General features: G+C 62.2%; 23 protein-coding genes. 18 read left to right on the top strand and 5 right to left on the bottom strand.

Annotated features, from left to right (window positions below):
- Nucleotides 1-5 precede the first annotated feature (5 nt).
- From ACZ9IU_RS18145 to ACZ9IU_RS18095, 11 genes are all read left to right on the top strand, one after another.
- Nucleotides 6-1598, top strand: a complete 1593-nt coding sequence (locus ACZ9IU_RS18145) for a DHA2 family efflux MFS transporter permease subunit (RefSeq protein ID WP_038545403.1) — start codon at nt 6-8, stop codon at nt 1596-1598.
- 143 nt (nt 1599-1741) lie between these two features.
- Nucleotides 1742-2782 carry a LacI family DNA-binding transcriptional regulator gene (locus tag ACZ9IU_RS18140; RefSeq protein ID WP_038545400.1) on the top strand — a complete coding sequence of 347 codons (1041 nt, stop codon included), beginning with the start codon at nt 1742-1744 and terminating at the stop codon, nt 2780-2782.
- A gap of 25 nt (nt 2783-2807) precedes the next feature.
- Nucleotides 2808-4262, top strand: coding sequence for a xylulokinase (gene xylB, locus ACZ9IU_RS18135; RefSeq protein ID WP_038545397.1), 1455 nt, complete (start codon nt 2808-2810; stop codon nt 4260-4262).
- A gap of 200 nt (nt 4263-4462) precedes the next feature.
- Nucleotides 4463-5773 carry a xylose isomerase gene (xylA, locus tag ACZ9IU_RS18130; RefSeq protein WP_038545395.1) on the top strand — a complete coding sequence of 437 codons (1311 nt, stop codon included), beginning with the start codon at nt 4463-4465 and terminating at the stop codon, nt 5771-5773.
- A gap of 381 nt (nt 5774-6154) precedes the next feature.
- Nucleotides 6155-7678 (top strand): sugar ABC transporter ATP-binding protein, encoded by a 1524-nt coding sequence (locus tag ACZ9IU_RS18125; RefSeq protein ID WP_038545392.1) that lies wholly within the window; start codon nt 6155-6157, stop codon nt 7676-7678.
- Nucleotides 7678-8679 carry an ABC transporter permease gene (locus tag ACZ9IU_RS18120; RefSeq protein ID WP_038545389.1) on the top strand — a complete coding sequence of 334 codons (1002 nt, stop codon included), beginning with the start codon at nt 7678-7680 and terminating at the stop codon, nt 8677-8679. The genes ACZ9IU_RS18125 and ACZ9IU_RS18120 overlap by 1 nt, the downstream gene beginning before the upstream one ends.
- A 102-nt stretch (nt 8680-8781) precedes the next feature.
- Entirely contained in the window at nt 8782-9732 is a 951-nt protein-coding gene (locus tag ACZ9IU_RS18115) for a substrate-binding domain-containing protein (RefSeq protein WP_038545386.1), read from the top strand.
- 217 nt (nt 9733-9949) lie between these two features.
- Entirely contained in the window at nt 9950-11002 is a 1053-nt protein-coding gene (locus tag ACZ9IU_RS18110) for a sugar phosphate isomerase/epimerase family protein (RefSeq protein ID WP_038545383.1), read from the top strand.
- Nucleotides 11003-11219: 217 nt separating this feature from the next.
- Nucleotides 11220-11447: a DUF4160 domain-containing protein gene (locus ACZ9IU_RS18105; protein ID WP_038545380.1), complete on the top strand. Its 228-nt coding sequence runs from the start codon at nt 11220-11222 to the stop codon at nt 11445-11447.
- Nucleotides 11440-11853, top strand: a complete 414-nt coding sequence (locus ACZ9IU_RS18100) for a DUF2442 domain-containing protein (RefSeq protein WP_038545377.1) — start codon at nt 11440-11442, stop codon at nt 11851-11853. The genes ACZ9IU_RS18105 and ACZ9IU_RS18100 overlap by 8 nt, the downstream gene beginning before the upstream one ends.
- Nucleotides 11854-11899: 46 nt before the next feature.
- Nucleotides 11900-13072 (top strand): Gfo/Idh/MocA family protein, encoded by a 1173-nt coding sequence (locus ACZ9IU_RS18095; protein WP_038545375.1) that lies wholly within the window; start codon nt 11900-11902, stop codon nt 13070-13072.
- A 12-nt stretch (nt 13073-13084) separates the two neighbouring features.
- Here ACZ9IU_RS18095 and ACZ9IU_RS18090 read toward each other — a convergent pair whose 3' ends face one another.
- Both ACZ9IU_RS18090 and ACZ9IU_RS18085 read right to left on the bottom strand, forming a co-directional pair.
- On the bottom strand, nt 13085-13462 hold the full coding sequence (locus ACZ9IU_RS18090) for a helix-turn-helix domain-containing protein (protein WP_038545372.1): 378 nt from the start codon (nt 13460-13462) through the stop codon (nt 13085-13087).
- A gap of 13 nt (nt 13463-13475) precedes the next feature.
- Nucleotides 13476-14006: a type II toxin-antitoxin system HigB family toxin gene (locus ACZ9IU_RS18085; protein WP_244447436.1), complete on the bottom strand. Its 531-nt coding sequence runs from the start codon at nt 14004-14006 to the stop codon at nt 13476-13478.
- Nucleotides 14007-14019: 13 nt separating this feature from the next.
- Between ACZ9IU_RS18085 and ACZ9IU_RS18080 the strand changes: the two genes are divergently transcribed.
- The 7 genes from ACZ9IU_RS18080 to ACZ9IU_RS18050 all read left to right on the top strand — a co-directional run bounded on the left by ACZ9IU_RS18080 (nt 14020) and on the right by ACZ9IU_RS18050 (nt 21911).
- A complete protein-coding gene (locus ACZ9IU_RS18080; RefSeq protein ID WP_038549617.1) occupies nt 14020-15423 on the top strand; it encodes a GH1 family beta-glucosidase in 1404 nt (467 codons plus the stop codon).
- 318 nt (nt 15424-15741) lie between these two features.
- Nucleotides 15742-16782: a methionine ABC transporter ATP-binding protein gene (locus ACZ9IU_RS18075; RefSeq protein ID WP_038549616.1), complete on the top strand. Its 1041-nt coding sequence runs from the start codon at nt 15742-15744 to the stop codon at nt 16780-16782.
- Entirely contained in the window at nt 16772-17440 is a 669-nt protein-coding gene (locus tag ACZ9IU_RS18070; protein WP_038545365.1) for a methionine ABC transporter permease, read from the top strand. Before ACZ9IU_RS18075 ends, ACZ9IU_RS18070 begins: the two co-directional genes overlap by 11 nt.
- 74 nt (nt 17441-17514) lie before the next feature.
- Complete coding sequence (locus ACZ9IU_RS18065) at nt 17515-18291, top strand: MetQ/NlpA family ABC transporter substrate-binding protein (RefSeq protein WP_038545362.1); 777 nt, start codon at nt 17515-17517, stop codon at nt 18289-18291.
- Nucleotides 18292-18407: 116 nt separating this feature from the next.
- Complete coding sequence (locus ACZ9IU_RS18060; RefSeq protein ID WP_038545359.1) at nt 18408-20606, top strand: bifunctional diguanylate cyclase/phosphodiesterase; 2199 nt, start codon at nt 18408-18410, stop codon at nt 20604-20606.
- A 179-nt stretch (nt 20607-20785) separates the two neighbouring features.
- The gene (locus tag ACZ9IU_RS18055; RefSeq protein ID WP_038545356.1) at nt 20786-21520 is read left to right on the top strand and encodes a phosphotransferase enzyme family protein; all 735 of its coding nucleotides are present in this window, start codon (nt 20786-20788) and stop codon (nt 21518-21520) included.
- A gap of 151 nt (nt 21521-21671) precedes the next feature.
- The gene (locus ACZ9IU_RS18050) at nt 21672-21911 is read left to right on the top strand and encodes a hypothetical protein (RefSeq protein ID WP_038545353.1); all 240 of its coding nucleotides are present in this window, start codon (nt 21672-21674) and stop codon (nt 21909-21911) included.
- Between the two features lie 59 nt (nt 21912-21970).
- Here the strand turns inward: ACZ9IU_RS18050 and trhO are convergent, their stop codons facing one another.
- Genes trhO through ACZ9IU_RS18035 form a run of 3 tightly spaced genes read right to left on the bottom strand, consistent with a single transcriptional unit; the run spans nt 21971 to nt 24409 of the window.
- A complete protein-coding gene (gene trhO / locus ACZ9IU_RS18045) occupies nt 21971-22912 on the bottom strand; it encodes an oxygen-dependent tRNA uridine(34) hydroxylase TrhO (RefSeq protein ID WP_437179027.1) in 942 nt (313 codons plus the stop codon).
- Nucleotides 22913-22950: 38 nt separating this feature from the next.
- Complete coding sequence (locus ACZ9IU_RS18040; protein WP_038545348.1) at nt 22951-23937, bottom strand: CHAD domain-containing protein; 987 nt, start codon at nt 23935-23937, stop codon at nt 22951-22953.
- Nucleotides 23912-24409: a CYTH domain-containing protein gene (locus ACZ9IU_RS18035; protein WP_038545345.1), complete on the bottom strand. Its 498-nt coding sequence runs from the start codon at nt 24407-24409 to the stop codon at nt 23912-23914. The genes ACZ9IU_RS18040 and ACZ9IU_RS18035 overlap by 26 nt, the downstream gene beginning before the upstream one ends.
- Between the last annotated feature and the right edge of the window lie 105 nt (nt 24410-24514).

Here is a 24514-nt window from a genome sequence, read left to right as displayed (position 1 = left end):
CGGCCATGGCAGGAGCAACAGCCACGGCGGACGCATCCCCTATGGCGATGCCCGCCGACCAGCCGATGGACAGACGCAAGCTCATCGCCTTCTTCGCGATGGTCTTCGGCATGTTCATGTCGATCCTCGACATCCAGATCGTCTCGGCTTCGCTCGCGGAAATCCAGGCCGGCCTTTCCGCCGGTTCGGATGAAATCGCCTGGGTGCAGACCTCCTACCTGATCGCCGAAGTGATCATGATCCCGCTGTCGGGAACGCTGGCGCGTATCATCTCGACGCGCTACCTCTTCGCCATCTGTGCCGCGGGCTTTACGCTGTCCAGCATCCTTTGCGCCACCGCGACGAATATCGACCAGATGATCGTCTACCGCGCCATCCAGGGCTTCATCGGCGGCGGCATGATCCCCTCTGTCTTCGCTGCGGCCTTCACCATCTTCCCGCCGTCGAAGCGCAGCATCGTGTCGCCGATCATCGGGCTTGTCGCGACGCTCGCGCCAACCATCGGCCCGACGGTCGGCGGGTACCTTTCCAATTCCTTCTCCTGGCATTGGCTGTTCCTGGTCAACGTCATCCCCGGCATCATCGTGACGGCCGTCACCTTCACGCTGATCGACTTCGACAAGCCGCAGCTTCAACTGATGAAGAAGTTCGACTGGTGGGGGCTTGCTTCCATGGGTGTCTTCCTCGGCGCGCTGGAATACGTGCTGGAAGAGGGCAACAACAAGGACTGGTTCAGCGACGACAAGATCGTCGTCGGTGCGGTCCTGGTCACCGTTGGTGCGGTGGTGTTCTTCTGGCGGGCCTTCAAGGTCGAGTTCCCGATCGTCGATCTCCGAGCATTCAGCAACGCCAATTTCGCCTTCGGATCGCTGTTCTCCTTCATCATGGGCGTCGGGCTTTACGGGCTCACCTATCTCTATCCGCTCTATCTCGGCCGCATCCGTCATTACGATTCGTTGATGATCGGCGAGACCATGTTCGTCTCGGGTATCGCCATGTTCGTCTCCGCGCCGCTCGTCGGGAGGCTATCGAGCAGCGTGGACCTGCGCATCCTGATGGCGGTCGGTTTCGGCGCCTTCGCGATGGGCACCTACCTGATGACCGGCATCACCGCCGACTGGGATTTCTACGAACTGCTTCTGCCGCAGATCCTGCGCGGGTTCGGGATGATGATGTGCATGGTGCCGATCAGCAATATCGCGCTCGGAACGCTCACACCGCAACGTATCCAGGGCGCTTCCGGTCTCTTCAACCTGACGCGTAATCTCGGCGGCGCGGTCGGTCTTGCGATCATCAATACGGCTTTGACCCAGCGCTCCGACGAGCATTATGCCCGGCTTTCGGAGCATGTGAACTACGGCAATCCGGCTGCGCTGAGTTGGCTCGACAACGTCGGCGCCAATTACAATGCCTTGGGTCTCGACGGCGGCGCCGTGGCGCTCCAGAAGATCTCCGGCATCATCACCCAACAGGCCCTGCTGCTGTCCTTCATGGATGTGTTCTTCATCCTGACGGCGCTGTTCGGAAGCCTGATCTTCTTTGTCTTCCTCATCGCCAAGCCAGGCCGCCCCGCGGGCGCCGGTGGCGGCGGGCATTAAATTCCAGCATTCCACCGCCGGGAAGAGGGCCGCCACACACGTGACGGCCTTTTTCTTTGGCGTCCAGCGTTGTTGAAACACGTACCTCAAATTTTGATTTACGTACCTCAGAATTTCCGCTAACACGGTCGGCGGAGGAATTCATGAAGCCCACAGTTCATGACATCGCAAAGATTGCGGGCGTCAGCCTTGCGACCGTCGACCGGGTTCTCAACGGCCGGCCGGGCGTGCGTTCCGTCACCCGCGGCAAGGTGGAGGAGGCAATCGCCTCGCTCGGTTATGTGCGCGATCTCGCCGCCGCCAACCTTGCCAAAAGCCGGACCTATTCCTTCGTCTTCATCCTGCCGGCCAACGACAATTCCTTCATGATCGGCCTCACAGAGGAGGTGCGCGGCGCGGTCGCCCGGTCCAGCTTCGAGCGCACCGATATCCGCATCGTCGACGTACCGCCCTTCGATCCTGACGCGCTGGTCGCAGCCCTTGAGGCCGTGCTTGCCGAAAAACCGGCGGGCGTCGCCTTCGTTGCGATCGACGCGCCGGAAGTCCGCGCTGCCGCCGAGCGCCTGCGTCAGGCCGGCATCCCGATGGTGACCTTGGTCTCCGACCTGCCGGATTCCTCCCGCGACCATTATGCCGGCATCGACAATATTGCAGCCGGCCGCACTGCGGGCAGCCTGATGGGGCGTTTCCTCAACGGGCCTTCCCTCGGCGAACGAGGGGCGACCGTCGCGGTGCTCGCCGGCTCCATGCTGGTGCGCGACCATCGAGAGCGGCTGGAAGGTTTTTCGACCGTGATCGCCCAAGCCTATCCGAACGTTCATATCCTGCCCGTCCTCGAGGGCCGCGACGATCCGGTGCTTGCCGAGACGATGATCGCGGACGCGCTGCGTCGTAATGCGGACATCGCCGGCATCTACAGTCTCGGTGCCGGCAACCGCGGCCTCATCCGCGCGCTGCAGGCGGCGCACGGCCCCAGCCGACCGCTCGTTATCGCGCACGAACTGACCGCCTCGACCCGCGCAGCACTTGCCGACGGCACCATTGACGCGGTGCTGAACCAGGATGCGGGCCACGAAGTCAGAAGCGCGATCCGCGTGCTGAAGGCCAAGGCGGACGGCCTGCCGGTGCTTGCCGCCCAGGAACGCATCCGTATCGACATATTCTTGAAAGACAATCTGCCCTGAAGGGCGGAGCATTAGGAGAAACACCATGTATCTCGGTCTCGATCTCGGCACTTCGGGCGTCAAGGCGATGCTGATCGACGGCGATCAGAAGATCATCGGTTCGGCGAGCGGCTCGCTCGACGTCTCGCGTCCACATTCGGGCTGGTCGGAGCAGGATCCGGCCCACTGGATCCGCGCCACCGAAGAGGCTGTCGCCGGCCTCAAGGCAAAATTCCCGAAGGAGCTCGCGGCGGTGAAGGGCATCGGCCTTTCGGGCCAGATGCACGGCGCGACGCTGCTGGACAGCGAAGACAAGGTGCTACGCCCCTGCATCCTCTGGAACGATACCCGTTCGCATCAGGAAGCCGCAGCCCTCGATGCGAACCCGATTTTCCGCAAGCTCACCGGCAATATCGTCTTCCCCGGCTTCACTGCTCCGAAGCTCGTCTGGGTCGCCAAAAACGAACCGGAGATTTTCACGAAGGTCGCCAAGGTGCTGCTGCCGAAGGATTACCTGCGCCTGTGGCTGACCGGCGAGCATATTTCGGAAATGTCGGATTCGGCCGGCACGTCCTGGCTCGATACCGGCGCCCGCAAGTGGTCGTCCGAATTGCTTTCCGCCACGGGCCTTACCGAAAGCCAGATGCCGTCGCTGGTCGAAGGCACCGAGCAGGCCGGTAAGCTGCGCGGCGAGCTCTCCTACAAATGGGGCATGGGCGAGGGCGTTGTGATTGCCGGCGGGGCAGGGGACAATGCGGCCTCGGCCTGCGGCATGGGCACGGTGGCGGAAGGCCAGGCCTTCGTGTCGCTCGGCACGTCCGGCGTGCTGTTTGCCGCCAACGCCTCCTATCTGCCGAAGCCTGAAAGCGCGGTGCATGCCTTCTGCCACGCGCTGCCGAAAACCTGGCACCAGATGGGCGTCATCCTGTCGGCGACCGACGCGCTCAACTGGTATTCGCTCATCACCGGCAAGACCGCCGCCGAACTCACCCAGGAACTCGGCGATACGCTGAAGGCTCCCTCCGGCGTCACCTTCCTGCCCTATCTTTCCGGCGAACGCACGCCGCACAACGATGCGGCCATCCGCGGCGCCTTCATCGGCCTCGAACACGAAAGCAGCCGGTCGGTGCTGACCCAGGCGGTCCTGGAAGGGGTGACCTTTGCGATCAGGGACAATCTCGAAGCCCTGAAATCCGCCGGCACCTCGATTTCCCGCGTTACCGCCATCGGCGGCGGTTCACGCTCGCGCTATTGGCTGCAGTCGATCGCCACGTCTCTCGGCGTGCCGGTGGATATTCCAGCCGACGGCGATTTTGGAGCTGCCTTCGGCGCCGCACGCCTCGGCCTCATCGCCGCCACCGCCGCCGACCCGCTTTCCGTCTGCTCGGCACCGAAAACCGACGAGACCATCGAACCGGTCGCAGCACTCTCGGAAGCATACGACACAGCATACGCCCGCTACCGGGCGCTCTATCCGGCGATCAAGTCGCTGGCGTCGTGATCGGATAGGCGCCTGCTTCAAGTGGAGACTGCACATACCCACGCCCGTCATCCTCGGGCTTGACCCGAGGATCCACTCTTTCTGACCTAGCACTCTTCTGCATTGAACCTTTTTGGGTTTGGCTTGGATCCTCGGGTCAAGCCCGAGGATGACGGCAGGGATGCTCTACCACACATATGACACCCAAGGAGGAAACGACCATGAGCACAGGCTTTTTCGGAGACATCCAGAAAATCAAATACGAAGGCCCGGACAGCACTAATCCGCTGGCCTTCCGCTTCTACAACCCGGATGAGATGATCGCGGGCAAGCGCATGGAGGATCATCTTCGGTTCGCCGTCGCCTACTGGCACTCGTTCACCTGGCCGGGCGGCGACCCCTTTGGCGGCCAGACTTTCCAGCGCCCGTGGTTCTCGGACACGATGGAAGCGGCGAAGATGAAGGCCGACGTGGCGTTCGAATTCTTCTCGCTGCTCGGTTCGCCCTTCTACTGCTTCCACGACGCTGACGTGCGTCCGGAAGGCAATAATTTCGCCGAGAACACCAGGAACCTCAACGAGATCGTCGACTATTTCGAGAAGAAGCAGGCCGAGACTGGCACCAAGCTCCTCTGGGGCACGGCGAACATGTTCTCGAACCGTCGCTACATGTCGGGCGCCGCCACCAACCCGGACCCGGATGTCTTTGCCTTTGCGGCGGCGACCGTGAAGACCTGCCTCGATGCTACCAAGAAGCTCGGCGGCGCCAACTATGTGCTGTGGGGTGGCCGTGAAGGCTACGAAACGCTGCTCAATACCGATCTGTCGCGCGAGCTCGACCAGATGGGCCGTTTCCTCAACCTGGTGGTCGAATACAAGTACAAGATCGGCTTTAAAGGCACGATCCTGATCGAGCCGAAACCGCAGGAACCGACCAAGCACCAATACGATTACGACGTCGCGACCGTCTACGCCTTCCTGCAGAAGCATGGGCTGGACAAGGAAGTGAAGGTCAATATCGAGCAGGGCCATGCGATCCTCGCCGGCCATTCCTTCGAGCACGAACTGGCGATGGCGAACGCGTTCGGCATTTTCGGCTCGATCGACATGAACCGCAACGACTACCAGTCCGGCTGGGATACCGACCAGTTCCCCAATAATGTGCCGGAAATGGCGCTGGCCTATTACCAGGTTTTGGCCGGCGGCGGTTTCGTCAACGGCGGCACCAATTTCGACGCAAAGCTGCGTCGCCAGTCGCTCGATCCCCAGGACCTGCTGATCGGCCATATCGGCGGCATGGATTGCTGCGCCCGTGGCCTCAAGGCGGCGGCGAAGATGCTCGACGACGGCGCACTCAAGAAGCCGCTCGACGAACGCTACGCCAAGTGGGACAGCCCGGAATACCAGAAGATGCTGCGCGGCGAATACAAGCTCGACGACATCGCCTCCTGGGTTGAAAAGCAGGACATCAACCCGGAACCGAAGTCCGGCCGCCAGGAATACCTGGAAAACGTCGTCAATCGTTACGTTTGACGCCTTTGCGTTTGATGGGCTTGCTCCGCCCCTCACCCTAACCCTCTCCCCGCTTGCGGGGAGAGGGGACGTGCCAAGAGCGACGTTGGAGAGTGAACGGTTACGGTGCGGCATATCCCTTCTCCCCGCAGGCGGGGAGAAGGTGGCGGCAGCCGGATGAGGGGCGGGACGCTGCCGTCGTCAACCGGAAGATGATCTGCACAAAACCTTCCTGCACGTCCCCGCTTGACTTACGGAAATCTGCTTTACGTACCTCAGAATCTGGGCTAGCGTTCTCATGGGAGGAGCTTGGGTGCAGATTATCATATACAGGCGTGCTGTCGGTAACGCAGCGGTTCGCTGTCGGGCCGCGCGTTGCCCTATGGTCATGGGTGCTGCGCGATGAGTTCTGTGGAGGCGAGCCCCGCCGTGCCGCTCTTCGAAGCGACCGGCCTTTCCAAGACATTCGGCATCGTCGAGGTCCTCAAGGACATCAATCTCACCGTCCGCGCCGGCGAGGTTCACGCGATCATCGGCGAGAACGGCGCCGGCAAATCGACCTTGATGAAGATCATCGCCGGCAATCAGCCGCCGACCCGCGGTGAGATGAGGATAGACGGCGAGACCGTCACCTTTTCCGGTCCGGTCGATGCGGAACATCGCGGCATCGTGCTGGTGCACCAGGAAATCCTGCTGGCGCCGGACCTGACGGTCGCCCAGAACATCTATCTCGGCCGCGAGCTGCACAAGGGCGTTTTCATCGACGACCGCGCCATGAACGAGGGCGCCGCAAAAGCGGTCCGAGGGCTCGGCAGCGACATCGACCCGAACACCATCGTCAGCCGCCTGTCGATCGCCCAGCGCCAGCTGGTGCAGATCGCCCGCGTGCTGCTCGTGTCGCACCGGATCGTCATCTTCGACGAGCCGACGGCGTCGCTGACGCCGCACGAGACCGATGCGCTGCTGAAGGTCATCCGGCAGATCCGCGCCAAGGGTGTCGGCGTCCTCTACATTTCCCACCGTCTGCCCGAGGTGAAGGAGATTGCCGACCGGGTGACGGTGTTGCGCGACGGAAGGCTTGTCGCCAGCCATGACGTCAGCGAGTTGCAGTCCGCCGACATGGCGCGGCTGATGGTCGGTCGCGATGTCGCAAAACTCTATCCGGACCGCCACGCGGCCGAGGCGCGCGAGACGGTGCTCGAAGTCGAGCATCTCAACGTTCCCGGTTATGCGCAGGATGCCTCGTTCCAGCTGAAAAAGGGCGAGATCCTCGGTTTTGCCGGCCTCGTTGGCGCCGGCCGCACCGAGTTGATGGAGGGCATGGTCGGCCTTCGTACCAGCCGCGGCGTGGTCCGCCATCTCGGCAAGCCGGTCAATTTCAAGGATGTGCATGCAAGCCTCAAGGCCGGCATCGTCTATCTTTCCGAAGACCGCAAAGGCAAGGGCCTGCTGCTCACCAAGGACCTGATCGTCAACCTGACGCTCGCCTCGCTCGGCAAGTTCATCGGCGCGCTGCAGATAGATCGCAAGCGCGAAAGTGCCGCGCTCGACAAGGCGATCCGCGATTTCGATATTCGCACCGGCCGAAAGGACATCCTTGCGGGCCAGCTGTCCGGCGGCAACCAGCAAAAGCTGCTGCTCGCCAAGATGATGCTGCTCGATCCGTCGATCGTCATCATCGACGAGCCGACGCGCGGCATCGATATCGGCAACAAGGAACAGATCTACAAATTCATCGCCAAACTGGCAGAGGAGGGGCGTTCGATCATTGTCGTTTCCTCCGAAATGCCGGAACTGATCGGCATCTGCGACCGCATCCTCGTCATGCGCTCCGGCCGGATCGTCGGCGAGGTGACGGGGGATCATATGAACGAAAACGAAATCGTCGTGCTGGCGACAGGCGCCACTAAAGAGGAGGCCGCGTGATGGCGAATGTCGCGACCGAGACGGCCAAGGCGCCGAAGACCTCCAAGGACTGGGACATGGCGGCGATCGCGCCTTTCATCGCGCTCGCCCTTCTGCTGGCGCTCGGCTATTTCGCCAACCCGAATTTCATGACGTCCGCCAACCTGTTGAACGTCGTGACGCGCAGTTCCTTCATCGCAGTCATCGCGCTCGGCGCGACCTATGTGATCACGTCGGGCGGTCTCGACCTTTCGGTCGGCGCGATGCTCGCCTTCGTCGCCAGCCTGATGATCCTGTTCCTGAACTCGGGAACGGTCGCCGATCCGGCGCTGGCGCTCACCGCCGGAATGGCGCTGGCGATTGCGATCGGCGCCGCCTGCGGGCTCGCCAACGGCCTGATCACCACGATTGGCAGGATCGAGCCCTTCATCGCCACGCTCGGCACGATGGGCATCTATCGCGGCCTCACCACCTGGCTCAGCCAGGGGGGCGCCATCACCGTGCGCGACCGCGATATTCTGGCGCTTTACCGGCCGGTCTATTCCGGCTCGCTCGTCGGCGTGCCGATCCCGATCATCGTCATCTTCGTCACCGCCGCCATCGCCGCCTTCGTACTTTACCGCACCCGTTACGGCCGGCATGTCACCGCGGTCGGCTCGAACGAGGACGTAGCCCGTTATTCCGGCATTTCGATCAACCGGGTGCGCACCGTCACCTATGTCATCCAGGGGCTCTGCGTCGCGGTTGCGGTGCTGCTCTACGTGCCGCGCCTCGGCTCGACGTCCGCGACGACCGGCAGCTTCTGGGAACTGCAGGCGATCACCGCCGTCGTCGTCGGCGGCACGGCGCTGCGGGGAGGGGTCGGCCGCATCTGGGGCACGATCTGCGGCGCCTTCATTCTGGAAATCGTCGGCAACATCATGCTGTTGTCCAACTTCGTCAGCGAATACCTGATCGGCGCCATCCAGGGCGCGATCATCATCATCGCCATGCTGGTTCAAAGGTCGCTGATGCGGAGGTAGGCCGCTGAAGCGGATGTAGGTCACGACGTAAATTGACCGGGCTGATGGGTCGCGCCCGGTCCTGAAATACTAAAGACCCTGATATTGTGGGAGAGAGAAACAATGCGCAGACAAATTTTGGGACTGGCCGTGGCGTCGCTGGCACTTCTTGCCGGCACCGCCTTCGCACAGGACAAGAAGGTGACGATCGGCGTTTCCATTCCGGCCGCCGACCACGGCTGGACCGCCGGCGTCGTGTTCCATGCCGAACGCGTCGCCAAGCTCCTGATGAAGGAACATCCGGGCCTCAACGTCATCGTCAAGACCTCGCCGGATGCAGCAAGCCAGGCGAACGCCGTGCAGGATCTCGCGGTCCAGGGTCTCGACGCGCTGGTCATCCTGCCGTCCGATCCGGATCCGCTGGTCAACGCCATCCAGCAGGTCAAGGACAAGGGTACGTTCGTCGCGCTCGTTGACCGCGCGCCCTCCGTCAACGACAGCACCATCCGTGACCTCTATGTGGCCGGCAACAACCCGGCGCTCGGTCAGGTCGCCGGCGAATATATCAAGAAGACCACGCCGGAGGCACAGGTCGTCGTCATCCGCGGCCTGCCGATCCCGATCGACCAGCAGCGCCAGGACGGTTTCGACAAGGGCATTGCCGGCTCCAAGGTGAAGGTGCTCGATCGCCAGTTCGGCAACTGGAATCGCGACGACGCGTTCAAGGTCATGCAGGACTTCCTGACCAAGCACCAGAGGATCGACGTGGTCTGGTGCCAGGATGACGACATGGCAGTCGGCGTTCTCGAAGCCATCGCCCAAGCCAAGCGCACTGATATCAAGTATATCGTGGCCGGCGCCGGCTCCAAGGACATGGTCAAGAAGGTCATGGACGGCGACAAGATGGTTCCGGTCGACGTTCTCTATCCGCCGGCAATGGTGGCGACCGCCATGGAACTCACTGCCGGCAATTTCTACGACAAGGTCCCGGTCAGCGGCACCTACATCCTCGACGCCACGCTGGTGACGAAGGACAATGCCAAGAACTTCTACTTCCCGGATTCGCCGTTCTGATAACCAACACGGCCGTGCCCGCCTTTATTTTTTGGCGGACACGGCCATAACCTCACCCTCATTCCTGTGCTTGTCACAGGAATCCAGCCACGGCGCGTCTGCGCCGTGAAAAGGCTCTCCCGCGCCCAAGGACTTGGGCGCACTGGATTCCTGTGACAAGCACAGGAATGAGGGAGGAGGAGAAATCCAGGCACGCCATGTTCGAAGAGGAAACATCATGAAGACGATCAAGGGCCCGGCCATCTTTCTCGGCCAGTTCGCGGGCGATGCGGCACCGTTCAATACCTGGGACGGGATCACCAAATGGGCGGCCGACAAGGGTTACGTCGGCGTGCAGGTGCCGACCTGGGCAGGCCAGCTCATCGACCTCAAAAAGGCTGCGACCTCCAAGGATTATTGCGATGAATTTGCCGGCGTGGCCCGCGCCAACGGCGTCGAGGTGACCGAGCTTTCCACTCATCTCCAGGGCCAGCTCGTCGCCGTGCATCCGGCCTATGACGAGGGATTCGACGGGTTTGCAGCGCCCGAGGTGCGCGGCAATCCGAAAGCACGCCAGGCCTGGGCGGTCGAGCAGGTCAAGATGGCGCTGACGGCGTCGAAACATCTCGGCATCAAGGCGCATGCGACCTTTTCCGGCGCGCTTGCCTGGCCTTATATGTATCCGTGGCCGCAGCGCCCGGCCGGCCTGGTCGAGACCGCCTTCGACGAGCTCGCCAAGCGCTGGACGCCGATCCTCGACCATGCTGATTCCTGCGGCGTCGACGTCTGCTACGAGATCCATCCCGGCGAAGACCTGCATGACGGCGTCACCTTCGAAATGTTCCTGGAACGGGTGAAAAACCATCCGCGCGCCAACATGCTCTACGACCCGTCGCATTACGTGCTGCAATGCCTCGATTATCTCGACAACATCGACATCTACAAGGACCGGATCAAGATGTTCCACGTCAAGGACGCGGAATTCAACCCCACCGGTCGGCAGGGCGTCTATGGCGGCTACCAGGGCTGGGTCGGCCGCGCCGGCCGCTTCCGCTCGCCCGGCGACGGCCAGGTGGACTTCGGTTCGATCTTTTCGAAAATGGCCGCCAACGATTTCGACGGCTGGGCCGTGGTCGAATGGGAATGCGCGCTGAAGAACTCCGAGGACGGAGCCCGCGAAGGGGCTGAATTCGTGAAGGCGCACATTATCCGCGTCACCGAAAAGGCATTTGACGACTTTGCCAGCGGCGGGACGGATGAAGCGGCGAACAGGCGGATGCTGGGGCTTTAGGCCCGGGACGCTCGCGCGGATGCCAGCCCCTCACCCTAACCCTCTCCCCGCAGGCGGGGAGAGGGGACTTGCCATGTGTAACGCTGAAGAGTGGCGGAGAGGTCGCGGCACCTGTCCTTCTCCCCGTTAGCGGGGAGAAGGTGCCGGCAGGCGGATGAGGGGCATTTCCACCACAGGAGACGAACTTGAGATACCTAACGAGTTGGGTTATTGACATATGGTCACCGTCCTGCGGCAGCACGGCCTGCGGTTCGTCATCTACACGGCGGACCATGAGCCCCCTCATGTGCATGTCTATGGCGACGGCGAAGCGCGGATCGATATCGAGACACTGAAGGTCCTGACCCAGGGCGGGATGTCCGACCGAGACGTTCGCCGAGCTGCCGAGGTTATCGCGGCCAACCGGCAGTTATTCCTGGAGACGTGGAGAAAGTACCATGGTTGAGATCACGGATGCCGAACTCACCCAGGCAAAACGACGGTGGGAAACGGAGCGGGCACAAAGGCCCGTTCCAGTCTCCGTGCGGTTCGATTCTGCTTCCGGCCGTATCGTCGTGGAGTTCGCCAATGGGGCCGCTTTCATGGTCCCTGCTCGTTCGCTCGAAGGCCTCACGGAGGCAGAGGATGAACAGCTGGCCGAAGTCGAGCTGCTCGGGGAAACCGGCCTGCATTGGGAAAGCCTCGATGTGGACTATTCGATTTCTGGTCTCATGAGCGGCGTCTTCGGCAGCCGGACCTTCATGGAAGCACAACGTCGCGGCGGACAATCCAAGTCGCCGGCAAAGATCGCCGCGAGCCGCGCCAACGGCGCCAAGGGCGGCCGGCCGCGCAAAGTCATCAAGGGCTCCTGATTGCCCGGCAGCCCCATCCATATTCAATTTTTCTAGGAGAAACATCATGGCAATCGAAGGCAAGGACGAACAGGCGCGGGAGCCGCGCATCCGGCTCGGCATGGTCGGCGGCGGGGCGGGGGCGTTCATCGGGGCGGTGCACCGCATGGCGGCGAGGCTGGACGACCAGTTCGACCTGGTCGCCGGTGCGCTCTCGTCGACGCCGGAAAAGGCGATCGCCTCGGGCCGCGACCTCGGTCTCGATCCGTCGCGCACCTACGGTTCCTACAAGGAGATGGCGATCCGCGAGGCGCGGTTGAAGGACGGCATCGAGGCGGTGTCGATCGTCACGCCGAACCACGTGCATTACGAGGCTGCCAAGGAGTTTTTGAAGCGCGGCATCCACGTCATCTGCGACAAACCGCTGACGTCCAATCTTGCTGACGCCAAGAAGATGAAGAAGGCGGCCGACGAAAGCGGCGCGCTGTTTATCCTCACCCACAATTATACCGGCTATCCGATGGTGCGGCAGGCCCGCGAAATGGTCGCAAACGGCGATCTCGGAAAGATCCGCGTCGTGCAGGTCGAATATCCGCAGGACTGGCTGACCGAGGCGGTCGAGCAGACCGGCGCCAAGCAGGCCGTCTGGCGCACCGATCCGGCCCAGTCGGGTGCCGGCGGTTCGACCGGCGATATCGGCACGCATGCCTATAACCTCGCCGCATTCATCACCGGGCTTACGCTCGAAAGTCTAGCCGCCGATCTCGACAGTTTCGTCGAGGGCCGCCGTCTCGACGACAACGCCCATGTGATGTTGCGCTACGAGGGCGGCGCCAAGGGCATGCTCTGGTGCAGCCAGGTGGCGCCCGGCCACGAGAACGGTCTGAAGATCCGCGTCTACGGAACCAAAGGCGGCATCGAATGGGTGCAGGCGGATCCGAATTATCTGTGGTTCACGCCGTTCGGCGAACCGAAGCGCCTGATCACCCGCAACGGCGCCGGTTCGGGTGCCGCGGCAGGACGCGTCAGCCGCATTCCGTCCGGCCACCCGGAAGGTTATCTCGAAGCCTTTGCGACCATCTACACGGAAGCCGCCCGCGCCATCAACGCCGCCAGACAAGGCGTCGCTGTGGACAAGGCGGTGATCTACCCGACCGTCGACGATGGCGTGAAGGGGGTTGCGTTCGTCGAGGCGTGCGTGGCGTCCTCGAAGAAGAACGGTGCGTGGGTGAAGCTTTAGGCGCCTGGGAGCCTAAGCTGAGATATCGCCGACAAGCGCGCCAGCCGGGATGTGCCATGCCCGGCTGATCTTCCTGATCTGATCGAGATTGATCTCGCGCCGTCCGTTCAACAGGTCGGCGGCGCGGGATTTCGAACCGACGATCTCGATCAGGTCGGCGCGGGTGTAGTTGTTGGCTTCCATGACCGATTTCAGCACCTCGACCGGCGAGGCCTGCGGGATCGGATAGTGCTTGGCCTCATATTCCTCGATCAGCAGCACAAGCGCGTCGAAGTGCGCGGATGCGATCGTGCCGGCTTCCGGTTCGTTTTCGAAATAAGGGCGCACGGATTTCAACGCCGCTTCGTATTCCGTCTCGTCGATGAGGGTTCGTACAGAATCGATATCCATTTCGTCAGGCCTTCTAAAGTTCTACCACGTCGATGCGATCATATTCGGCGTGGGTTCCGACAAACAGAATGAAAACCCGCTGGGTGCGGAAACCAATGAGCGCAACTACGCGATATTTATTACCACCGACATCAAAGACGATCTCTCCGCCGGAGACGTAGTCCGCCGAATTGAATGTCGCCTTGACGTCCGCAAAATTGGCCCAGACGGCATTCGAAACCGTCGCGTACCACTCCGCCATTGCAGCTTCCGCGATCGCCCTTGGTCCCTTCGGCAGCCGCTGACAGAACTTCACGAGGGTCGATTTCGCTATGACACGCATTCCGCTTTCAGATATCACGTTCCCAATTTGGAAACAAGGCTGGCGCTGGATCGGATTCTGGGAAACAGCGCGGCACTTTTCACTGCCTTGCAGAGAATAGCGCGGGCTGCGATCCTGCAACGTTTCAGAATTCTCATCTGTACAACTGCGTCCCGCTTGGTTAAACCGCCGCGAAAGATGGTCCCGCAGACCTCGCGCAACCAGATATGGCGGCATCCTCATGACCGATCTCAAGATGAGCAATCCCCAGCCTCGCGATCTTAAAACGCCCAAAGCCGAAAAATTCGCGGTCGGGTTTCCCGGTGATTTCCTCTGGGGCGTCGCGACGGCTTCCTATCAGATCGAAGGGTCCACCAAGGCGGATGGCCGCAAGCCCTCGATCTGGGATGCGTTCTCGAAGATGCCGGGCCGCGTCTATCAGGGGCACAACGGCGATGTCGCCTGCGATCATTACAATCGCTGGGAAGAGGACCTCGATCTCATAAAGGAGATGGGCGTCGAGGCCTACCGATTCTCGATCGCCTGGCCGCGGATCATTCCGGACGGGACCGGGCGGATCAACGAGAAGGGGCTGGATTTCTACGATCGCCTCATCGACGGCTGCAAGGCGCGCGGCATCAAGACCTATGCGACGCTCTACCATTGGGACCTGCCGCTTTCGCTGATGGGCGAGGGGGGCTGGGCGGCGCGCTCGACGGCCTATGCCTTCCAGCGTTACGCCAAGGTGGTGATGGCGCGGCTCGGCGACCGGCTCGATGCGGTGGCCACCTTCAACGAGCCGTGGTGCATCGTCTGGCTCAGCCATCTCTACGGCATCCATGCGCCGGGGGAAAAGAACATGCAGGCGGCGCTTGCCGCCATGCATCACGTCAATCTCGCGCACGGCCTCGGCGTTGAGGCGATCCGGCATGTGACGCCGGACGTGCCGGTCGGCACCGTCATCAACGCCGCATCGATCATCGCCGGCTCCGAGAGCCCGGCCGATCTCGCAGCTGCCGAACGCGCCCACCAGTTCCACAATGGCGCCTTCTTCGATCCGGTCTTCAAGGGTGAATATCCGCAGCAATTCCTGGAAGCGCTCGGAGACCGCATGCCGGTCGTCGAAGACGGCGATCTGAAGGTCATCAGCCAGAAACTCGACTGGTGGGGCCTCAACTACTACAAGCCGGACCGCGTCCATGACGAGCCCGCGCGCAGCGGCGATTTCCCCTGGACGATAGAGGCCCGGCCCGCCAGCGACGTCAAGACGGATATCGGCTGGGAAGTCTATGCGCCGGGCCTCAAGCTGCTGGTCGAGGATCTCTATCGCCGCTACGACCTGCCGGACTGCTACATCACCGAGAACGGCGCCTGCTACAATATGGAGCCGGTGGACGGCGAGGTGGATGACCAGCCGCGTCTGGACTATTATGTCCAGCACCTCTCGGTGGTCGCCGACCTTATCAAGGACGGTTACCCGATGAAGGGCTATTTCGCCTGGAGCCTGATGGACAATTTCGAATGGGCGGAAGGCTACCGCATGCGGTTCGGCCTCGTGCATGTAAATTACGAGACCCAGGAACGGACGATCAAGAAGAGCGGCAAGTGGTACCGCGAGCTCGCCTCGTTATTCCCGAAGGGCAACCATAAACAGGGCTGATTTCGCAAGTGCGAGAAGATTTTTTCTGCTTTGTGAGATAATTGAAAAAAAATCCCTGTCAAACGCGGGTGCGTCGGGGCATTTATGCGGTATTGAAAAGGCCGCTCCGGCCTTACAAATTGCCCTTTGAGAAAACCGACCAAGATGCTCCGGAAAGTCGCCTGTCATCGAATGTGCCGCTCCGTCCTATAGCTGGACCGCGATGAAATATCCGGTGTTCCGTCGCCGGGATGATCCGACTTAAATCTGAGAGCTGAAATGACATTCCTTCACACTGCGGTCGAAACCGCGCCGTCTCCCTTGGCTGCCGAAACGCCGATGGTGGCGTTCGAGGCGGTAACCAAGCGGTTCGGCGGTGCCGACGACAAGAGCCAGTTCACCGCGCTCGACGGCATCGATCTGTCGGTCGCGCGTGGCGCGATCACCGGCATCATCGGCCGTTCGGGCGCCGGCAAATCGACGCTGATCCGCCTCGTCAATGGGCTCGAAAAGGCGACCTCCGGCCGCGTCGTCGTCGATGGTGTCGAGGTGGGCGGTCTGTCGGAAACCGGGCTGCGGGATCTGCGCCGCCAGGTCGGCATGATCTTCCAGCACTTCAACCTTCTGTCCTCGCGCACCGCCTTCGAAAACGTCGCCCTGCCGCTCGAGATCGCCGGCCTTTCCGCCAGGGAGATCCGCGACAAGGTCGCGCCGCTGATTGACCTCGTCGGCCTTGGCGACAAGTCGGACCGCTATCCCGCCGAACTCTCCGGTGGCCAGAAGCAGCGCATCGGCATTGCCCGGGCCCTCGCCACCTCACCGAAACTGCTGCTTTCGGACGAGGCGACCTCGGCGCTCGACCCGGAAACCACGCAGTCGATCCTGGCGCTGCTGAAGCGCATCAATGCCGAGCTTGGCCTCACGGTGCTTCTGATCACCCACGAGATGGAGGTGGTGAAGACCATCGCCTCGGACGTGGCGGTGATCGACCGCGGCAAGATCGTCGAGGCCGGCCGCACCTTCGACGTCTTCACCGGCGCCAAGCATGAGACGACCCGCTCGCTTCTGTCGGCGGCACTCGGCACCAACCTGCCGGAATGGATCCGCTCGAACCTGAAGCCGCAGCCGTCCGCCGGCGACCGGGTGCTGGTGCGGCTGATCTTCTTCGGGTCGACGGCCTTTCAGCCGCTGACCGCCCGGCTGGTCACCGAACTCGGCGCCGATGTCAACATCCTCGCCGGCACGATCGAGGAAATCGCCGGCGAACCCTACGGCTCGCTGGTCGTCGCGTATCCGGCCGATCCTGCCGTCACGGAACGCGCCGAGCGCTTCTATGCCGCAACCGGTCTTTCCACGGAGGTGCTCGGTTATGTCGCCTGACATGCTCTTCAACCTGCTTCTGAAAGCGATTGGCCAGACGCTGCAGATGGTCGCGGTCGCCGGCCTGATCGGCGCACTGATCGGCCTGCCGATCGGCGTGTTCCTGGCAACCAGCGGCAAGGGCGAGCTTTTCCCCGCACCGGCCTTGAACCGCATCATCGGGGCGATCGTCAATGCGGCGCGCTCGACGCCGTTCATCATCCTCGTCGTGGCGATCATCCCATTCACGCGCCTCGTCACCGGTACCTCGATCGGCACCTATGCGGCGATCGTGCCGCTGACGGTGGCGACCATTCCCTTCGTCGCCCGCCTTGCCGAAGCGGCGATCCGCGAAGTGGACAAGGGCCTGATCGAGGCTGCCCGCGCCATGGGTGCGACGCCGCTGCAGATCGTCTTCAAGGTGCTGCTCGCCGAGGCCAGGCCGGGCCTGACGCTGGCGTTGACGCTTACCCTCGTCAGCCTGGTCGGTTATTCCGCCATGGTCGGCGCGGTCGGCGGCGGGGGGCTCGGCGATCTCGGCATCCGCTACGGCTACCAGCGCTTCATGCCGGATGTGATGTTTGCCGTCGTCGTGGTGCTGATCGTGCTGGTCCAGGCGATCCAGAGCGCTGGCGACGCGCTCGCCCGCCGCTTCGACAAGCGCAACCGCCAGACCTGAAATCATTCCGAAAGCCAGCCTCCCAAGACATACCAAGAAGACTGGCGCATATAAGCAAACCCAAGGAGACACTTATGAAGAAGCTCATCATCGCCGCGGCACTCGCCGCCTTCGCTGCTGCTCCGGCGCTTGCCGAAGACATCAAGATCGGCGTCACCCCCGGCCCGCATGCCCAGATCATGGAAAAGGTGAAGGAAGTCGCGGCCACCAAGGGCCTCAACATCCAGATTCTCGAATTCTCCGATTACGTCGTGCCGAACCAGGCGCTGGCCGATGGCGAGCTCAACGCTAATTCCTTCCAGCACCAGCCCTATCTCGACAATCAGGTCAAGGATCGCAAGTTCGACATCGTCAGCGTCGCGCAGACCGTCAACTTCCCGATGGGCGTCTATTCCAAGAAGGTGAAGAGCCTCGCCGACCTGAAGCAGGGCGCCACCGTCGCCATCCCCAACGACCCGACCAATGGCGGCCGCGCGCTGCTCATCCTCGCCGACCAGGGCCTGATCAAGGTCAATGCCGCAAAAGGCCTGAAGATCGGCCCCGCCGACGTTACCGAAAACGCCAAGAAGATCGAGTTCGCCGAACTCGACGCCGCCCAGCTGCCGCGTTCGCTCGACGACGTCGATGCGTCGGTCATCAACACCAATTACGCATTGGAAGCCGGCCTCAACCCGAAGACCGATCCGATCGCCAAGGAAGGCGAAAAGGCCCCTTACATCAACGTCATCGCCGTCAAGTCCAAGGACAAGGATGCGGCCTGGGTCAAGACGCTCGTGGAAGCCTATCACAGCGCTCCGGTGAAGGATTTCGTCAACACCCAGTTCAAGGGCGCCGTCATCGCCGCCTGGTAATATCGAGTTTTCGAAAATTCTTGAAGGCCGGTGCTCAAGTGTGAGCGCCGGCCTTCTTCTTTTAACCCTATCTGAAGGAATACCCGCGAAAGATGTAGGACTCCATGAGGTCTTCGATGCGGCTTCTTCCGTCTCGCTTTCGCCGCTCCGCAACACTTGGCCGTCGCTCTGCCGTGACGTCGATGCTGCTTGTCTTCGCGGTGGTCGTGGTGCTGGTGACGATCTTCATCCTGACCGCTATCGACCGCATCGCCGATTACGCCAATCGTCTCGATGAGGGGCGCTCGCAGGAAACGACATCAGGCGCGATCCAGACGTTCCGGGAGCAGCTGCACGCGACGCTGAACGATTACGCTGCCTGGGACGACGCCGCCCAAGCGGTCTATGCGGATGATCAGGCCTGGGTCGCCAGCAACTATGGCGACATGACCGCCAACAGCGATCTCTTCGACATTGCCGTCGTCATGGACATGAACCAGAACGTGCTGATGGCCTATCAGGACGGCGCGCCCGTCAACTGGTCGCCGCGTGACTATTTCGACACTTCGCTCTGGACGCTGTTCGACAAGGCGAGTTCCGCCGGCGCCGAAAGCGTGCCGGAGGCAGTCAGTTTCGTCCAGACCAAAAAGGGTGTCGCGGCCGTCGGGGTGGCCCTGATCCGGCAGAAATCGGGACAGCTCGATCAGCCGGTCGCAAACCGCCGCTTCCTGGTCTTCGCCCGGCATCTCGATGAGGCCAAGGTTCGGAAGCTCTCCGAAACCTACGTCCTCGATGGGCTTCGTTTCGCGAGCGCCTCCGATGCCGTTTTGAACATGGTGGAGATCCGCAATATCCACGGCAGGGTGCTGCAGCGGCTCGTCTGGCATCCCCGCAGGCCGGGCGACATGGGTTACGCTCAGGTCCGGCCGCTGGTCTATTGCGCGCTTGCGATGGTTGGCCTGTTCTTCCTCCTCCTCTTCGTCAGCGGCAGCAATACGCTCAATCGGCTGACGGCGGACGAGGCGGCGGCGCGGCATCTGGCCATGAGCGACCGGTTGAGCGGGCTCCTCAACCGCGCCGGCTTCTTTGCCGCGCTCGATGCCCTGGTGGTGCAGAGCCGCCGCAGCAACCATGATGTGGCACTGCTCTATCTCGATCTCGACGGCTTCAAGGAAGTCAACGACGCCTATGGCCACGGCACCGGCGACAAGCTGATCCGCGGTGTCGCGGCCGGCCTCAAGACACTGGTCGGCGATACGGCGACCCTTGCCCGCGTCGGTGGCGACGAATTCGCCATCGCGCTGGCCAGCACGGACATTGGAAGGGTCGTGGATACGCTGAGCGACCGCATTCTCGGTTTCTTCGACGAACCCTTCGTGATCGGCGAACGGGTCGCGACGATCGGCACCTGTATCGGCGTCGCCGTTTCGCCACGCGGCAAGGTCTCCGGCGAGGAATTGGTGCGGCGTTCCGACATGGCGATGTATCACGCCAAGGAAACTGGCCGGGGCCGGACCGAATATTATCAGCCGGAAATGGATGCCGAGCGCGAAGAGCGCAACATGCTGGAAATCGATCTCAGGATCGCCATCGAGCGCCGCGAACTGACCATCGTCTATCAGCCCGTGGTGGACGCCCGGACCTGGCGGATCATCGGCATCGAGGCGCTGGCGCGCTGGAACCGCACCGGTTATGGCCCGGTGCCGCCCGACATCTTCATCCCGATCGCCGAATCGACCGGGCTCATCGACCAGCTCGGCCTGTTCGTGCTCCACCGTGCCTGCGAGACGCTGACGCTGTGGCCAGAGCTGAAGCTCGCGGTCAACATCTCGCCCGGCCAGTTCCGCGATCCGGCATTTGCCCTGCATGTAGCCTCGGTGTTCCGCAAGACCGCAACCGATCCCTCACGCATCACGCTTGAAATGACCGAGGGTTATTTCATTCAGAACCCGGAACGCGCCCGCGCCGCTCTTGCCAAGCTGAAGCAGCTCGGGGTGAAGATCGCGCTCGACGATTTCGGCGCCGGCTTTTCGAGCGTCGGTTACCTGCGCCAGTTCGGCTTCGACCGGATGAAGATAGACAAGTCGCTGGTGCACGCGCTGGAAGAGGGCGGCCGCGCCGTCGATCTTCTTCAGGCGACCGTGGCTCTCGCCCGCTCGCTGGAAATCCCGGTCACGGCCGAGGGCGTCGAAACTGAGGCACAGGCGTTGCAACTGCGCCTGACCGGCTGCGACGAGCTGCAGGGCTATCTGTTCGGCAAGCCGATGTCCTCGGAACAGATCGACATCATCTACCGCGGCAACCGCCTGCCGGGCGGGATGAGCGGGGCGGCGTAGGCCGGCCCTTCAGTTACCGGCAGTTCCGTTTGTGTGGCAAAATCTGCGGAACTACGTAGCAATGCGGCAAGTCCTTCCGGGAATGAAATTGGCCGGGTTGCGCCGATTGCCAACATGATGGCGTCGTAAACTCTCGCTATTTCTCTCTCAACTTAATCACGGTCGCCAAGGTATTTCCAATGGGATGGGAAGCGCTCGGCCAATGGGGTGAAGACGCGGTTCGCATCGAACCGCTCACTGGCGGATCTGCCAACGATGTGTGGAGCGTTCGCATCCGCGGGCAGATCGCGGTTGCTCGTCTCGGCTCCAGAAGCGACGCTGATCTCGCATGGGAAACAGACCTGCTCCAATACCTCGACCGTGAAGGTATGACCGTTCCAGTACCGATCCCGACAGCTGACGGTCGCCTGTTCGCAGACGGTCTGGTGGTGATGAAATACATGGAGGGCGGACCGCCCGAGACCAAATCCGATTGGCGTCGCGTGGCCGACGTGCTTCGCGAGCTGCATCGGTTGACACAAGGCTGGCCGCAGCGCCCAGGCTGGCGATCCTCGACCGACCTCCTGTATGCCGAAACCGGAACGAGGATCAACCTTACCGCGATGCCGCCTGAGGGCGTTGTTCGATGTCGAGCAGCGTGGGCCCGGCTCATCGGGCGCCGGACCTGCGTTGTCCATGGCAACCCGAACAACCCCGGCAACATCCGCGTGAACGCAGATCGGGTCGCGCTGATCGACTGGGATGAGTCACATGTCGACGTCCCCGACCTTGACCTGGTACTGCCCGACAACGCCGCCGATCTCGACGAGGGCGCCCATGACGTCGCCGCGCAAGCGTCAGCCGCATGGGAAGCCGCCGTCTGCTGGCAGGACGAGTACGCGGTCAAGCGACTTGCCGAAGTGCGAGCGGTCTGAAAAGTTTCTGCGGGCCGACGGCCGTATCCATTCAGGAACCTCCGGCGGCTGCGTTGCGCCAATGGTTCTATCAATAACACTTGATCGGCAGTTGACGCGGGGACCTGAGGGTCAATTTATTTCGCTATCTTCCGAGTTAGGAAACAGAGCGATGACCTATCTGTTCGTTTTTGTCCTTTTGCTTGGCTGTGGTCTTACAAGTGCGCTTGGCCCTAAAAGGGATACGCGTGGTGCAAATCTCGAAAGAGCAGTGAGTGACGCGCGCGAAAGTCTCAATCATGTCATCTCTAAACGCGACGCAATGCGAGCGGAACTCAAAGTCCTCGCCCTTCTCGTCTGGTGGGTCGCAATGGTTGCGCTGTTGATATCGCTCTTTGACGGCTTTTGGTGAAGTATTGGGCAGGCGGCAGCCACGATCCGGTCGCGCCAGCCCGTCTGGCGCGGGCGACCTTACCCGCCGATATGCCTGACACCACGCTTCTTGGCGAGCGCGATCTGGAGCTGGCGCTGGCGGTAGCGATCGCGGTCTTCCTCGGTGCGGGTCGGGTAGCAGGTCGAGCAGGAGACGCCTTCCTCGTAATGGGGCGAGGTCACTTCTTCAGCGGTGATCGGGCTGCGGCAGGCGTGGCAGAGCTTGTGGTTGCCTTCCTTCAAGCCGTGCTCCACGGAAACGCGCTCGTCGAAGACGAAGCAGGCGCCTTCCCACAGGCTTTCCTCTGCTGGCACCTCTTCCAGATATTTCAGGATGCCGCCCTTCAAGTGGAAAACCTCGTCGAAGCCCTGTTCCTTCATGAAGGCGGTCGCCTTCTCGCAGCGGATGCCGCCGGTGCAGTACATGGCGATCTTCGGCTTGTTGTGGAGGCCGGGATTGTTCTTCACCCAGTCGGGAAACTCGCGGAAGGTCTTGGTCTGCGGATCGACGGCGCCCTTGAAGATGCCGATTGCCGTTTCGTAATCGTTGCGGGTGTCGATGACGATGGTTTCCGGATCGGAAATCAGCGCGTTCCAGTCCTTCGGCTCAACATAGGTGCCGACGATGCGCTTGGGGTCGATATCCTCGACGCCCATGGTGACGATTTCCTTCTTCGGCCGCACCTTCATGCGCAGGAAGGGCATCTTCGACGCACGGCTTTCCTTGTGCTCGAGGCCTGCGAATTCCGGCTGGGCGCGCAGATAGGCGAGAAGCCCTAATATCGCTGCGTCGGAACCGGCAACCGTGCCGTTGATCCCCTCGCGGGCGATCAGCAGCGTGCCCTTGATGCCGTTCTCGTCGCAGAAGGCCTGCAGGGAGTCGCGAAAGCTCTCGTAGCGGTCGAAACGCGCAAAATGATAGAGCGCGGCGACGAGCCAGGCGCCCGTCGCTTCCGGTTGAGCCTCCGGGCGGGTTTGCATGATGTTTTCGGTCATGGCGCTGAAATACAGTTTCCGGGCTATCCGCGCAACGCGGTTTCTTTCTCGTGGGCTTCGTGGGCCCTGTGCAGCTTTGCCGCACGACGTTCCTTGCGCGGCGTCGTGGCTGCCTTTTCCCATAGCAGCGCGATCAACCCGCTTTCCGTCTCGGCGCTGTCGGCGAACACCTCGTGGGCCGCTTCCAGCGCCTCGTGCCGCAGCGCCTGCTGGCGGGTGATGATGGCGCCGAGCACCCGGGCCAGCGTATCGCTGTCGCCGAACAGTTCGGGGCTTTCGTTGACGAGCCCGGTCAGCACCGAAAGATCGTGTTCGTGGCCGAGCAGATCGACCAGGGCCTTCGCCTGTTGCTGCTTGGCGAGCATCGCGGAAGGCCAGATCGCCCCGAGCAGCGACAAGTGCATCCAGTAGGTCTGGCCGCATTTGCGCAGCCCGTGATAGGTCTCCGCATCGCCGTGTTCCTCGCAGCCGGCGAGCGCGCCGAGCGCCTTCTCGCGCTGGTCCTTCCAGGCCTTGGCGAGCCGCTTGGCCGTCTTGTGCGGATCATTGTCGAGATCGAGGTCGTCGAGAGCTGCGATCGCCGCGCGGCAGGTGTCGACCGCGGCCGCCATCTTGGCCGGCAGGTCGTGTTCCTCCGAGGCGATCCGATCGCGCCGTTCGGTCAGCGCCTTGGAGGCGGTGGTGAGGGCGGAAAGTTCTTCGGGGGAGCCGGCATGGCCGGCGAGATAGTCGACCGTCTCGACCAGCGCGGTCGCGTCGCGCACCGCCGACAGCGTCTGCGCCATGTCGCGGATGCGGGTGTTTTCCTGCCGGCGGAACGTTTTTGCGTCTGGCTGTACCAACCGGTAGAGGGCGCGCACCCGCTTGAAGCGTTTTCGCGCGTCGTGCACCGCTTCGTGTTGGCCGTCCGGCTGGTCTTCGAGCAGCCGGATCGCGTGGGAAAGCTGGCTTTCCGCAACCGACCGGAACTCGTCGGTGAAGGATTTAGCGGGCCGCAGACGGTACGCCATGACACAATTCTCCGCTCAAATCTTCGGTCGCCATCACCATGTTTGAATATCGCCGGTCGCCGGTGATCTCCTCGCCAATCCAGTCCGGGATGTCGGGCAGGGCGCCTTCGTCCTCGATCTCGACCTCGGCGACGACCAAACCCTTGTAGGCTCCGTCATAGACATCCACTTCCCAGGTATAACCCCCGTGCCGGACCTCGTGGCGGGTCTTTTCGAGTACGATGCCGACGGCGGCGTTCGCCATCTCCTCGGCATCGCCCAGTGGAATTTCGTATTCGAATTCGTCGCGGGCCAGCAGTTCGCGGCCGATCTTGATAGTCAGCTTGGCGCGCTTGCCGTCCATGATCCGCACCCGCACCGAGCGGTCGTCGCCGGATGCGACATAGGCCTGCAGGAAATCGGAGGATGACGACACCTCCAAGCGCCAGCCGTCGCTCTTTACCAGAAATTTCCGTTCGATTTCCTTGGCCATACTTTGCCCGCCACCCCGGGAACATTTACCAACCGCTACAACCCTAGTGCAAACTCTTCGTCCCGCAAACCTGTTAGACGATGGAGCCTGTTTTTTCTCGACAAT

The sequence above is a fragment of the Mesorhizobium sp. USDA 4132 genome, from assembly GCF_056279545.1.
Note: the sequence above shows the minus strand (reverse complement) of the source record. Positions and strands in the feature narration are given on the sequence as shown.